General features: G+C 40.4%; 12 protein-coding genes. 11 read left to right on the plus strand and 1 reads right to left on the minus strand.

Features of this window, described 5'->3' with window-relative positions; all coding sequences use genetic code 11:
* From NH288_RS04595 to NH288_RS04635, 9 genes are all read left to right on the plus strand, one after another.
* Positions 1-792, plus strand: a complete 792-nt coding sequence (locus NH288_RS04595; protein ID WP_265213449.1) for an ATP-binding cassette domain-containing protein — start codon at positions 1-3, stop codon at positions 790-792.
* Positions 785-1411, plus strand: coding sequence for an ABC transporter ATP-binding protein (locus tag NH288_RS04600; RefSeq protein WP_265213451.1), 627 nt, complete (start codon positions 785-787; stop codon positions 1409-1411). Before NH288_RS04595 ends, NH288_RS04600 begins: the two co-directional genes overlap by 8 nt.
* A 113-nt stretch (positions 1412-1524) precedes the next feature.
* The gene (gene argF, locus NH288_RS04605) at positions 1525-2517 is read left to right on the plus strand and encodes an ornithine carbamoyltransferase (RefSeq protein ID WP_265213454.1); all 993 of its coding nucleotides are present in this window, start codon (positions 1525-1527) and stop codon (positions 2515-2517) included.
* A 198-nt stretch (positions 2518-2715) separates the two neighbouring features.
* Positions 2716-3876 (plus strand): hypothetical protein, encoded by a 1161-nt coding sequence (locus tag NH288_RS04610; RefSeq protein WP_106461360.1) that lies wholly within the window; start codon positions 2716-2718, stop codon positions 3874-3876.
* A 37-nt stretch (positions 3877-3913) separates the two neighbouring features.
* Complete coding sequence (locus NH288_RS04615) at positions 3914-5020, plus strand: hypothetical protein (protein WP_265213457.1); 1107 nt, start codon at positions 3914-3916, stop codon at positions 5018-5020.
* Positions 5020-6114: a hypothetical protein gene (locus NH288_RS04620; RefSeq protein ID WP_106461361.1), complete on the plus strand. Its 1095-nt coding sequence runs from the start codon at positions 5020-5022 to the stop codon at positions 6112-6114. The genes NH288_RS04615 and NH288_RS04620 overlap by 1 nt, the downstream gene beginning before the upstream one ends.
* A gap of 383 nt (positions 6115-6497) precedes the next feature.
* Positions 6498-8459, plus strand: coding sequence for a sucrose-specific PTS transporter subunit IIBC (locus NH288_RS04625; RefSeq protein WP_265213458.1), 1962 nt, complete (start codon positions 6498-6500; stop codon positions 8457-8459).
* A complete protein-coding gene (locus NH288_RS04630) occupies positions 8452-9846 on the plus strand; it encodes a glycoside hydrolase family 32 protein (protein ID WP_265213459.1) in 1395 nt (464 codons plus the stop codon). The genes NH288_RS04625 and NH288_RS04630 overlap by 8 nt, the downstream gene beginning before the upstream one ends.
* Positions 9847-9895: 49 nt before the next feature.
* Positions 9896-10540 carry a hypothetical protein gene (locus NH288_RS04635; protein ID WP_265213461.1) on the plus strand — a complete coding sequence of 215 codons (645 nt, stop codon included), beginning with the start codon at positions 9896-9898 and terminating at the stop codon, positions 10538-10540.
* A 47-nt stretch (positions 10541-10587) separates the two neighbouring features.
* Here NH288_RS04635 and NH288_RS04640 read toward each other — a convergent pair whose 3' ends face one another.
* Entirely contained in the window at positions 10588-11463 is an 876-nt protein-coding gene (locus NH288_RS04640; RefSeq protein ID WP_265213463.1) for an acetamidase/formamidase family protein, read from the minus strand.
* A 129-nt stretch (positions 11464-11592) separates the two neighbouring features.
* Here NH288_RS04640 and NH288_RS04645 point away from each other — a divergent pair, with 129 nt between their 5' ends.
* The gene (locus tag NH288_RS04645) at positions 11593-11889 is read left to right on the plus strand and encodes a type II toxin-antitoxin system RelB/DinJ family antitoxin (RefSeq protein ID WP_265213465.1); all 297 of its coding nucleotides are present in this window, start codon (positions 11593-11595) and stop codon (positions 11887-11889) included.
* 36 nt (positions 11890-11925) lie between these two features.
* The gene (locus NH288_RS04650) at positions 11926-12627 is read left to right on the plus strand and encodes a zinc metallopeptidase (RefSeq protein WP_265213467.1); all 702 of its coding nucleotides are present in this window, start codon (positions 11926-11928) and stop codon (positions 12625-12627) included.
* Positions 12628-12909: the final 282 nt, after the last annotated feature.

Below are 12909 nucleotides of genomic sequence, written 5' to 3' on the forward strand. Positions count from 1 at the left end.
ATGAATATATTAGAAGTTAAAAATTTAAAGGTGTCATTTGACCAATATACAAGGGGCCTTAGGCGAAGAAGGCTTGATATAATTAAAAATATAAGCCTAGATGTAAGGGAAGGTGAAATTATGGCGATTTTTGGGGCATCAGGCTCTGGAAAAAGCCTCTTAGCTTCCGCCATCCTCGGACTTTTACCCTACAATGGCTTAAGCGAGGGAGAAATCTTTTATAAGGGGAAAATCTTAGACCAAGCTCTTTTGGAAAGGGTCAGGGGCAGGGAAATATTTTTCATTCCCCAGTCAATCACATCCCTTAACCCTCTTTTAAAAACCAAGGACCAGGCAAGGATGACCCTGGCAAGGCATGATTATCATAAACAAAGAGAGGTCTACCAATCTTTTGGTCTGGGGAGTGATGTTGATGATATGTATCCAAGAGAGCTTTCTGGTGGCATGGCTAGGAGAGTCCTTGTAAGTGATGCTATATTAAGTGGGGCAGATTTTATAATTGCAGATGAACCGACCCCTGGCATGGATAAGGAGGCTACAGATGAGATTGTCAGCTATTTTAAAAAGATGAAAGAAGCTGGCAAGACCCTACTTCTTATAAGCCACGACATAAATATGGCTTTGTCATGTGCTGATAGGATTGGGATTTTTTATGATGGAGAGATTATAGAAGTAGGGGATAGGTCCGCCTTTGCTAATAAGGGGGCAGGTCTAGCCAATCCCTATTCTAAAAGGCTCATAAGGGCCTTGCCTGAAAATGGCATGGACTTAGATAGGATAGAAAATGATTGAAGTAAAGAATTTGTCCTTTTCCTATGATGGGAAGAGGGATATTATAAAAAACTGTAGCCTCACGCTAGAGAGGGGTGAGGTCTTGGGCCTTGTGGCCCCATCAGGTTACGGAAAGTCAACTCTCGGTAAACTTATAGCAGGCTATATCAAGGCACCGAGGGGGACTGTCCTTGTGGATGGCAAGGACATCAGAGACCTTAAGGGATTTCTACCAGTCCAGATGGTCCACCAAAATCCAGAAAAAAACGTAAATATCACTTGGAAGGTGGGAAAGATTTTAAATGAAGGCTGGCAAGTGACTGGCGAAATAAAAGAGGCCTTTGGCATCAGGGAAGAATTCTTAGACAAGTTCCCCATAGAGCTATCAGGCGGAGAGCTCCAAAGAATTTGCCTGGCAAGGGTAATGGGAGATCCTTGCAAATACCTAATAGCAGATGAAGTCACAAGTATGCTTGATACTATAAACCAGGCTGAGATTTGCAAGATTTTGCTAGACTTTGCCAAAAATAAAAAGGTTGGTATCCTCTTCATTTCTCATAACAAGGCCCTTCTAGACCTTGTAGCAGATAGGATAATCGACCTTAGGGAAATAAATAAGGAAAGCTGCGACAAAAAATAAGATGTTGTGGCTTTTTTTATGATTTAAAAGGCAATTAAAAAAATACTGCAAAGTTTTAAAAAATATGTTAAAATATAGTTAATAAAACTTTATGGACACAAAAGGAGTAAATTATGGCAAAAAATTTCAGAGGTAAATCATTTCTAAAACTTCTTGATTTCTCATCAGCAGATATCAGATACCTTTTAGACCTAGCAAAAAACTTCAAAGACATGAAAAGAGCTGGAGTTCCTCACAGATATCTTGAGGGCAAAAATATAGCAATCATCTTTGAAAAAACATCTACAAGAACCAGATGTTCCTTCGAAGTAGGAGCTTATGACTTAGGTATGGGAGTAACCTACCTTGACCCAACAGGTTCACAAATGGGCCATAAGGAATCTGTTGCCGACACAGCCAGAGTCCTAGGCAGGATATATGACGGTATAGAATTTAGGGGCTTTAAGCAAGAACACGTCGAAGAGCTTGCAAAATACTCAGGAGTCCCTGTTTGGAACGGTCTTACAGACCAGTGGCACCCAACCCAAATGCTAGCCGATGTCCTAACAATCGAAGAGCACTTTGGTTATTCTAAGGGCCTTAAATTCGTATATTTCGGCGATGCTAGAAATAATATGGCAAATTCTCTAATGGTAGTTTGTGCAAAACTTGGTATAAATTTTGTAGCCTGCGCTCCAAAAGAGCTCTTCCCAGAAGAATGGCTAGTTGAAGAATGCAAGAAAATTGCGAAAGAAAACTTCTCGACAGTTACCCTTACAGAAGATGTCAAGGAAGCAGCTACAGGTGCTGATGTAATCTACACAGATGTCTGGGTATCAATGGGTGAGCCAGCTGAAGAATGGGAAAGAAGAATTAAAATCCTTAAACCTTACCAAGTCACTAAAGAAATCATGGCTATGGCAAACAAAGAAGCCATCTTCCTCCACTGCCTACCAGCCTTCCACGACAAGGAAACCAAGGTCGGCAAGGAAATCTTTGAAAAATACGGTCTTGACTCAATCGAAGTTACAGATGAAGTCTTTGAATCAAAACAATCCCTAGTCTTTGACGAAGCAGAAAACAGGATGCACACCATAAAAGCAGTAATGTATGCAACTTTATGCTAGATAGTAAATATCACCTGGCCCTAGGATGATCCTAGAGCTGGGTTTTGTTTTAAAAAATTTTTTAGGAAAGGCTCTTTGATAAGCCTTGCCCTAGTTTTTAGCCATATGATTGGTATGGTAGAAGTAGTCTAATAAATTTAAAAGAAAATAAGCGGTAATAATCGTATATTTTTTAAAATCTCTACATAAGGAAATAAGATGGACAAGCTTGATGTAAATAAAAATATAAAAAAAGATATAAGCGCCGAGGTCTTTATATTTTTGGGCCTCTTTTTGGGACTTTTTATCTATATGGCAAATATAATGGGTGGGACAAACATGGTCAAGACCATGATGCTCACCTCCTTTGACCTCTTGATGAATGTATGCTTCTACCTGATGGCGGTGGCAGTACTTGCAGGGGGCCTATCAGCGATTTTTTCAGAATTTGGGGTAATTGCCCTGGTAAATAAAATCCTTTCTAAGCTCATGGGTCCTATTTATGACCTACCAGGAGCAAGCTCTCTAGGAGTTTTATCCTGCTTTATGTCTGATAACCCAGCCATCCTTACCTTGGCTAGGGATGATAATTTTAGGATGTATTTTAAAAAATACCAGATGCCAGCCCTAACCAACCTAGGCACAGCCTTTGGCATGGGCCTTATCACAGTCACATCTATGATGGCCCTGCCTGTTGAGGCTTCCCTAAAGGCGGCCATGGTAGGCCTACTGGGGGCAGTTTGCGGATCAGTTGTATCGGTAAGGCTTATGATTAGAAAGACCAAAAAATATTACGGGACAGAAGAGATGGTAGAAACCAAGTCAGTCAAAGCCATCCCTGCTGGCTTTAGGCAGGTAAGAGAGGGCTCTGTCGGCTCTAGATTTATCACAGCCCTCCTTGATGGGGGCAGGGTCGGAGTAGACATGGGAGTGGCTATAATTCCTGGAGTTTGCCTAATCTGTACCCTAGTAATTATGCTAACAAATGGGGCAGGAGCAAATGGCTATACAGGCGAGGCCAACCAAGGCATAGCCCTCTTGCCAGTAATCGGTGAGAAATTATCCTTTATAATAAATCCAATTTTTGGCTTTAAAAGCCCAGAAGCCATAGCCGTTCCAATCACAGCCCTAGGCTCAGCCGGTGCTGCCATAGGTCTTGTAGCAGATATGGCAGGCAGGGGAATAATTTCAGGCAATGACATAGCAGTTTTCACATCTATATGCATGTGCTGGTCAGGCTATCTATCAACCCACATAGCCATGATGGATGCTCTAGATACCAAGGAAATGACAGGCAATGCCATAATTTGTCACACCATAGGCGGTCTATGTGCAGGATTTTTTGCCCATTTGCTTTGGACTTTGCTTGCCTTCTTGTAAGATTGACGTTAAATTTTAAAAATAAAAAGGAGTAGACATGGAATTTAAACTAGCAGAACTTGCCTTGCCAGATTTTTCTAAGGAAGAATTTACCAAGGCAGAAAATATTAAAACATGCCCAGCAGAAGCTGATGGCATAGCCCCAGATGGCTTTTACCTTACCCACCACAAGCCTACATTTTATAAGGTAGATGGCAAGTTTATCCTACCAGACCACAACAGCCTCAACTGTGTGGCAAGTCTTGTTGATGGAAAAATTTTAATTAAGGAAATTAGGGAAATTAAAAAGGGCGACCAAATAGTATTAGGTAGGGAAGGAAATCTAGAAGAAGGGATTTTTGTCGATAAAAATGCCTTTGGAGCCGATGCCTACTCCAAGCCAGGCAGGTCCGTTGAGACTTCTTCTTCAAGAGACTATGACTATTTATTTGAACTTTTAAAACACGAAAGAGATTCTGAAGATGGCTATATTGTTTGGGTCCTAGGCCCTGCAGTAGTCTTTGACTATGATACAAGAAATGCCTTAAATGCCTTGGCAAAAGAAGGCTTCATAGATAGCCTCTTAGGGGGCAATGCCATGGCAACCCACGACCTTGAGGGAGGATATTTAAATACAGCCCTTGGCCAAAATATCTACACCCAAGAAAACCAACCAATGGGCCACTACAACCACCTAGACCTCTTAAATGAAGTAAGGATAGCAGGCTCTATCAAGGAATTTATCAAAGAAGGCCATGTCAAAGACGGCATCATCAAGACCCTAGCAGGAATGGATGTACCTTTTGTCCTTTCAGGGTCAATTAGAGATGACGGCCCACTTCCAGAAGTTATTGGTGATACAGATAAGGCCCTTACAGAAACTAAAAAAGAGCTAGATAAGGCCACAGTTATAATTTGTATAGCAACCATGCTTCACTCACTTTCAGTGGCAAATATGGCCTCATCTTATAGGAAAAGAGCCGACGGCAAGGTTTCTCCAGTCTACCTATACTCTGTTGATGTTACTGAAAATGTCGTTCACAAGGTAGAAGCAGCTAGGGAAAACCTCGCAGTAGTGCCAATGGTGACCAATGTCCAAGACTTTGTAGTCAACCTCCAAAAGGCCCTAGTAGATGATAAAAATAGCCAGGAAGGAGAAAAGTAATGAGCCTAGAAATGCCAAAATACCATCATCCAGATTTTGATCAGGATTTTCTAAAAAATGCTCCGAATGTGACCCTAGAGGAAGTTACAGTTGATGGCCTAAGCCCTAGAAATTACCACGCCCTATCAGTTTATCCAGAATATTTCAAGATAAATGGCAAGTGGGTCCTAGCCGGCCAGTCAAGGATGGATACAGTCTGTGTAGCAAATGACACAGAGGGCGGGGAGAGCGTGGATATAGTCGAATTTAGAAATCTTAAAAAAGGCGATAAGGTAGTTATCGGCCGCACCGAAGACGCTTCTGAGGGAATTTATGTGTGGACAGAAGGCTTTTTAGAGCCAGATGAGCACGTTGATACCTTCGCCTTTAGGGCAGGAAGGTCTCGTGAAACAGCCTTCTCCATGGATTATGACAATCTTTATGAAGTCCTAAAACACGAAAAGGAAAATGGGGGCTATGTGACCCTAATTGTCGGCGCTGCCCTAGCCTTAGACCGTGACTCAAGACTTGCCCTAGAAAGGCTAATAAGAAATGGCTATGTAAATGCCATCTTTTGCGGGACAGAAACAGCTGCCTTTGACCTAGAAAAGGGAATTTATGGCACATCTTGGGGCCAAGAACACTTTGAAAAAGAGCAAAACACCACAAGAAACCTCTTTGAGACTATCAACCTTGCCAGAAAATATGGGTCAACTAAGGCCCTTGTAGAAAGTGGCTTGGTCAAGGATGGCTTTATGAAGGCAAGTGTGGAGATGGATATACCTGTTGTAATTGCAGGCACCATCAGAGATAGGCTTGGCTTACCTGAGACAATTAACAATGTCTACCAGGCCCAAAATGAGATGAGAAAGCACGCCAGAAAGACATCCACAATCATAATGATGTCTGCGATTCTTTATACAATCGCCACAGGCAACATGACCCCATCCTATAATATCTTTGATGAAAAGGTCAGACCTGTATATATGTATACAATCGACATCCAAGAATTTGCTGTAAACAAGCTCTCAGACAGGGGGACAGTAACAGCAGTATCAATGGTAACCAATGTTCAAGATTTCATCAGAAACGTGGACAGGGCCCTTAATTTATAGAAATTCAGCCGGTAGAATCCGGCTTCAGAGCGTAGACAAAATCCAAAAACGCTTATCCAGCTACAGAAATTTAGAAATTCTAAATCTCATAATGCTGTAAATCGCAAACTCGCTAAGGCTCAAACAGTGCGATTTACGGGCGCATTATTTCGATTTGAATTTCTTAAAATTTCTTCCGAATGGAACGCTTATTTTTGGATTTTGTCACTTTGCAGGTAGTCTGTAGCCGGTAGAATCCGGCTTTTCTTTTGCCTTAAACTTCCTTGAAAACTTTTGCATTATAATGGTAATTAATGCTATAATTATTACAAGAGATAATATTTATAAATTTTTATCATTATTAGATTTATAAATATTGTTCAAATTTTACGAAAGGAATTATTATGAACAATCAAGAATTGGCGAAAATTATCGTCGACAAGGTTGGTGGCAAGGATAATATTATATCCTACCAGCACTGCGCCACAAGACTAAGGCTAGTCCTCAAGGACTTTGATAAGATTGACAGAGATTTTATCGATGACCTAGAAGGTGTTCAAGGTACAAATATTGCCAATGGCCAATATCAAATAATCCTTGGCCCTGGCAAGGTCAACCTAGTTACAGGAGAGGTCGGAAAAATCGTTGGAGAAAGCGGAGCCTCTGAACCAAGCGACGCACCAAAGGGTAATATCCTCCAAAGAGGGGTCAAAGTCCTATCAGATATCTTTGTTCCAATCATTCCAGCTATAGTTGCTGCCGGTCTTTTGATGGGGATTAATAACATCCTAACCAGTCCATTTTTTAATGGCAGGACAGATTCGATTATTAGCCTTTATCCACAAATAGCAGACCTTGCTAATATGATCAATGTCTTCTCATCAGCAGCCTTTGCCTTCCTACCAGTCCTTATAGGCTTTTCTGCAACTAAGAAATTTGGAGGCAATCCATTTTTAGGAGCTGCCATGGGTATGATTATGGTCCACCCAGAGCTTTTAAATGCCTATGTCCTAGGTACTACAGCCCCTGCTGATGTGCCTGTTTGGAATATTTTAGGCCTTGCAATTCCAGCGGTTGGCTATCAAGGAACAGTTTTACCAGTTCTTGCCGTATCTTGGATACTAGCAAAGATTGAAAACTTCCTCCACGATAAGACCCCAATCTGGCTAGACAACCTAACAACCCCACTTCTAGCGACCCTAATTACTGGTTTTATTACCTTTATCCTAGTTGGTCCAATCATGAGAAACGCTGGTGACATGCTTACAAACGCCATCACCTTTATCTACACCAAGCTTGGTTTTGTGGGCGGGGCAATCTTTGGTCTTCTTTATGCACCTATTACCCTTACAGGTATGCACCACTCCTTTATACCAATTGAGACCCAACTTATTGCAAATCAAGCTGTGTCAGGCGGATCTTTTATCTTCCCAACAGCATCAATGAATAACGTTGCCCAAGGAGCGGCTGTAATAGCTGTCCTTCTTACAACAAAGAATGAAAAAATGAAATCAACCGCTGCTGCATCAGGTGTATCAGCCATGCTTGGAATCACCGAGCCTGCTATGTTTGGTATCACCCTAAGGCTAAGATATCCATTTATAGCTGCAATCATCGGCTCTGCAGCAGGTTCTGCCTATATTGCCCTAAGACATGTCCTTGCCATTGCCCTAGGAGCTGCAGGTATACCTGGTATCATCTCAATTAGACCAGAAAACTGGCTTGACTTTATAATTGGCCTTTTAATTGCAATGGTCGTAGCCTTTGGCCTAACAATTTTCTTTGGCAAATCAAATATGTTTGCTGCAAAAGAAAAACCGGACCCAAAAGCAAAAGATCAGCCAAAAGTTCCAGAAAAGCCAGCTGAAAAACCAGCAGAAAAAGAAGAAATAAAAGCAGCCACACCTAAAAAGGAAATAATCGAAATCTTTAACCCTGTAAAGGGAGAGGTCTTTAATGTCAGCCAATCAGTTGACCAAACCTTCGCATCAAAGATGATGGGTGATGGGGTTTGCATCAACCCAAGCGAGGGAAGAGTTTATGCCCCATTTGACGGTGAAGTTGCATCAATTTTCCCAACAGGCCATGCCGTAACCCTAAGTTCAGAAGATGGAATCAATGTCCTAATCCACGTTGGAGTAGACACAGTTTCCCTAGATGGAGCAGGCTTTACCAAGCATGTAAAAGATGGGGATAAGGTAAAGACAGGCGACCTTCTAATAGAATTTGACCCAGATCTTATAAAATCCAAGGGCCTATCTGACCAAACCATGGTAATAATAATGGATTCAGATGGTATGGATATCAAATTTAAACAGGGCCTAAGAGATAAATCTGCCAAGATAATGGAGATTAAAAATGCTTGATAGGAAAATCTACCAAGAAAATTTTAAAAAATTACAAAAAATGAAGGAAGAAGTGGAAAAAGATCCGCTTCTTCTAGCTTATCACATCTATCCAGAGACAGGTTGGCTAAATGACCCAAACGGTCTCTGCCAGAAAGACGGGACCTATCATTTTTATTACCAAGCCTCACCCCTTGATGAAAATAGGGGAGATATAGGCTGGGGCCATGTATCAAGCAAGGACCTCATAAATTATAAGAGGGAAGATTTTTTCATCTTTCCAGATAGTAGGTATGACAAAAATGGGGCTTATTCAGGCTCAGCCTTCATAGAAGATAATAAGCTTTCATTCTTTTATACAGGCAATGTCAAATATCCGGGCGATTTTGATGGAATCAACGAAGGCAGGGAACACAACACCCTAAGGATAGATTCTGATGCCTATACCTATGATGAAAAAATCCTCATAATGGATAATGACGATTATCCAGCTGACATGACCAAGCACATCAGAGACCCTAAAATTTACAAAAAAGACGGAGCCTACTATATGTTTTTGGGGGCCAGGTCCAAGGCTGATAAGGGCATGGTACTAGTTTTTAAATCAGATAATTTAAGAGATTTTACCTACCATATGAGGATAGAAACTGACTATGATTTTGGCTTTATGTGGGAGTGCCCAGACTTTTTTGACCTAGGCGAAAAGCAAGTCCTAATTTGCTGCCCGCAGGGGCTCGCAAGTGAAAAATATAGGTTCCAAAATATTTACCAGTCAGGATATTTTTTCATAGACCTCGATCTAGAAAATAAGACCTACAAGCTGGGAGATTTTGAAGAGCTTGACTACGGTTTTGACTTCTACGCCCCACAGACCTTTGAGGATGAAGCCTGTAGAAGAATCCTTGTAGGCCGGATGGGAATCCCAGATGCAGACTACACCAACCCATCAGCCAAATACAAATGGCAGCACGCCCTAACTATCCCAAGAGAGCTAAAAATCAAAAACGAAAGACTAATCCAAGAACCAATCAAGGAATTAGAGGCCTTAAGAGGCCAAAAAATAGACCTAGAAAAGGGAAAGATTTACGAAGAATTGACCTTTGAAGCCAGCATTTACAATATAAAGGGTGATTTTAAGATTTTCTTAAGATCTGATGTCACCCTATCCTATAAAGATGGAATCCTAGCCCTAAAAATGGGCGAGTCCGGCTCAGGTAGGGCTGAAAGACTCATAAAAATAGATGAAATCACAGATTTTAGAATATTTTCAGACAGGTCATCCCTAGAAATATTCATAAACGACGGCGCCTACGTCATGACAAATAGGGTCTATGCCAAAGAAGGATATTTCAAATCAGAAGACCTAGATTTAGCCATCTATCCTCTAGGTGCCTTTACATTTTCTTAAAATCAAGCAAAAGCTCCCAGCCGGGAGCTTTAATTTTTAAAGGAGATTTATGGAAACTTATACAAATAAATTTCATTCTAAAAATCTATACATAAAAATAAAAGACATAAATCAAATAAGACCAGAAGACTTTGATAAGCTCATAAAAAAATCTGGCAAGGCTCTACAAATCGGCCTTTATTCTGAAGAGAGGGATTTCATAGACTTTTTAAAAAAGAGCGGCTTTTGCCTAAGGCGAGTAACTTACGAACTAGAAGTAGGAAAAGCTGACCTAAAAAACCCACTCATAGCTGATGACATAAAGCTTAAAAAGACCACAAAGGGCCAAAAAGCCTACGATATTTGTTTGAAACTCCTCTATAATTATTACAAAAAAACCCACCAAAGCATAAATCCCCTAAGCGTGGTCCTAGAAGAATTTGCAAGGACAATCCCAGAAAATGTCCTATATTATGAGGAAAACGGAAAGATACGCTTCGCAGCCTTCCTAGAAAAAGATGAAATAGCCTACTTAGCAGGATCTGACCTTAAAAATCCAAAAGCTTTAATCGCAGCTGCCTTAAGAGAAGCCTTTAAAACAAATGAAAAAATTTACTTCGAAGCCGACAACACAGACCCCTTGGCAAGCATGATGAAAGACTTCTTCAAAGAAAACTCAGAGCCTACTTATGAAACTTATGTAAAGTGTAAATAAAAATCTCCAAGCGAGAATCCTTAAAGATTCAAGGCTTGGAGATAATTTTATTTAAAGATATCTTTAGATATTTCTGCTCTCATGGTCATATTTGGGTTTACCACCTGGCAAGAGATTAGGTCCACTGCCATGGTCATGAGCATATTTGTGTCATAGAAATCTAGGTCAGTTTTTTTCATGATTAGGTCAGCCATATTAGCTAGGGCAAGGTCACTTGCCTCATCAATAGACTTTCTTGAGCCAATGGTGATATATTTATTGTCTACATCTATCATTGGAGTCTTGTAGGCAAAATCCTTAACCACTTCCACCTTAAGCTCAACAGCTCCATTGATTTCAAGGGCACATCCGCCAACTTCTCCATCACCCATAGCAGCGTGGAGGTCGCCTAGGGCAAGGAGAGCTCCTTCTACATTTACTGGTAGGTACAAAATAGCCCCTTCCTTAACCTGGGTACAGTCCATATTTCCACCGTGATCGTGTGGAGCACCTGTTGGTATAGCTTCTCCTGCTGGAGCTGTTCCAATTACACCAACCATCTTATTTAGAGGAAACTCTAGTCCCCTAAAATAAGCCCTATCTCCCTTCACATCGACCATCCTAGCTTTAGGCATGTCAATCTTATCACCAAGTCTACCAAGGCCCTTTTCAACCATGGAAAGACCTTGGTCCACCACTTCGATTTTTTCAATAGTCACCTTTAAGACATCACCTGGCATGGCTCCTTCAACAAAAAGTGGACCTGTGGCAGGATTTACCTTGTCAAAATCAACCCCACTAAGCTCTTGGTCTTCGCTAGTTACCTCGCATGAGAAACAATCAAGAGTCTCAAAACGAACCCTGTCTCCACTTTTAGCCCTAGCAGCTTCCTTATTATCCTTATCCATGGCATAAATTACCATGTTAGTATCTATTTTAATCATGCTTTCTCCTTTGAAAATAATAATGTAAATATTATACCACATTAAAGAATAAAAACAATGAAGGAAATGTATATACAAATGTTTTACAAAAATTCCTTTTGTCATATAATAAGAAAAAAGGAGGAAATCATGGCCAAGACATCAAACCTAGTTGTAAGACTTGAACCAGAAATAAAAGAAAAGGCTGAGGCCATCTTTAAGAAGATGGGAATATCAGCATCCACAGCTGTAGATATGTTCTATAGGCAGGTAATAGTAGATGGGGGAATGCCCTTTGCAGCCAAGGTCAAAAAGCCGGTAGACATAGCTGACCTTAGTAGGGATCAGTTGGGTGAATTTCTTCTTGATGGCGTAAGATCAGCTGAAAAGGGAGAGCTTACAGATTTAGACACAACTTTTAAAGAAATCTTCGAACAGGCTAAATAAGTTAATTAATTATAAAAAATAGAAAGAGAGAAAATTATGTATCCATATGGCTTATACTTTGACAAGACTATGATCTTAGTATTCATAGGTTTTGTCATTTCAATGCTTGCCCAGGCAAACATACAAAGCAAATATAGAAAATACGAGAAAATTAAATCAAAAAGAGGAATAACTGGAGCAAGGGCTGCTCAAATGGTCCTAGATTATAATAATTACAATGACATTACAATCAAAAGGGTGAGGGGATCACTTTCTGATTACTTCAACCCAGTCACAAAGGAAGTAGCCCTATCAGATGGGTCCTTTACCGATTCCTCAATAGCAAGCCTTGCCGTAAGCCTACACGAAATAGGCCACGTTATCCAATATAAGGAAGGCTATTTGCCTTTACAAATAAAATCCTTCATAGTCCCAGCAGTAAACCTAGGATCAAGACTATCCATGCCAGTTTTAATAGGAGGCTTAATCCTATCCATGCCAAAACTAGTAAGCATAGGCCTAGTGTTATTTTCATTAACCCTGATATTTCAACTAGTAACCCTACCGGTAGAATTTAACGCCAGCAAAAGGGCCCTAGCAGTACTAGAAAGAGCAAACATCCTAGAAGCAAGCGAAATAGCAGGAGCAAAAGAAATGCTAGGGGCAGCTGCGCTTACCTATGTGGCAGCTACTATAACAACTGCTTTGCAGTTTTTAAGATTGATATTACTATTTGGTAATAACAGAAGAAGGGATTAAGGGAGTGGCTCCCTTAATAATCCCTTTTTTCTATTATCTAAGATAATGGTATTATAGACTTTATTTCTTCGTTATCTTATCATTAAATAAATTATATTTATATACTATTGAATCTCCGTCTCAAGGGGGAGCCCCAAGGGACCTTCCGCATGGTCTGTAGGACTCCCCAAAAGTTGTAGCTAGAAAAGAGGCTGCAATGAAAAAATATAGTTTAGAATTAAAGAAAAAAGTAATAAAAGAATACGAAGAAGGCGAAATAAGTTTAAATAAATTAGCAAGAAA

The sequence above is a fragment of the Anaerococcus sp. NML200537 genome (genome assembly GCF_026131715.1).
Lineage (GTDB): Bacteria > Bacillota > Clostridia > Tissierellales > Peptoniphilaceae > Anaerococcus > Anaerococcus kampingae.

Coding starts and splice junctions, on each gene's coding strand:
- NH288_RS04595 (WP_265213449.1), top strand. CDS start 1: ATGAATATATTAGAAGTTAAAAATTTAAAGGTGTCATTTGACCAATAT.
- NH288_RS04600 (WP_265213451.1), top strand. CDS start 785: ATGATTGAAGTAAAGAATTTGTCCTTTTCCTATGATGGGAAGAGGGAT.
- argF (WP_265213454.1), top strand. CDS start 1,525: ATGGCAAAAAATTTCAGAGGTAAATCATTTCTAAAACTTCTTGATTTC.
- NH288_RS04610 (WP_106461360.1), top strand. CDS start 2,716: ATGGACAAGCTTGATGTAAATAAAAATATAAAAAAAGATATAAGCGCC.
- NH288_RS04615 (WP_265213457.1), top strand. CDS start 3,914: ATGGAATTTAAACTAGCAGAACTTGCCTTGCCAGATTTTTCTAAGGAA.
- NH288_RS04620 (WP_106461361.1), top strand. CDS start 5,020: ATGAGCCTAGAAATGCCAAAATACCATCATCCAGATTTTGATCAGGAT.
- NH288_RS04625 (WP_265213458.1), top strand. CDS start 6,498: ATGAACAATCAAGAATTGGCGAAAATTATCGTCGACAAGGTTGGTGGC.
- NH288_RS04630 (WP_265213459.1), top strand. CDS start 8,452: ATGCTTGATAGGAAAATCTACCAAGAAAATTTTAAAAAATTACAAAAA.
- NH288_RS04635 (WP_265213461.1), top strand. CDS start 9,896: ATGGAAACTTATACAAATAAATTTCATTCTAAAAATCTATACATAAAA.
- NH288_RS04640 (WP_265213463.1), bottom strand. CDS start 11,463: ATGATTAAAATAGATACTAACATGGTAATTTATGCCATGGATAAGGAT.
- NH288_RS04645 (WP_265213465.1), top strand. CDS start 11,593: ATGGCCAAGACATCAAACCTAGTTGTAAGACTTGAACCAGAAATAAAA.
- NH288_RS04650 (WP_265213467.1), top strand. CDS start 11,926: ATGTATCCATATGGCTTATACTTTGACAAGACTATGATCTTAGTATTC.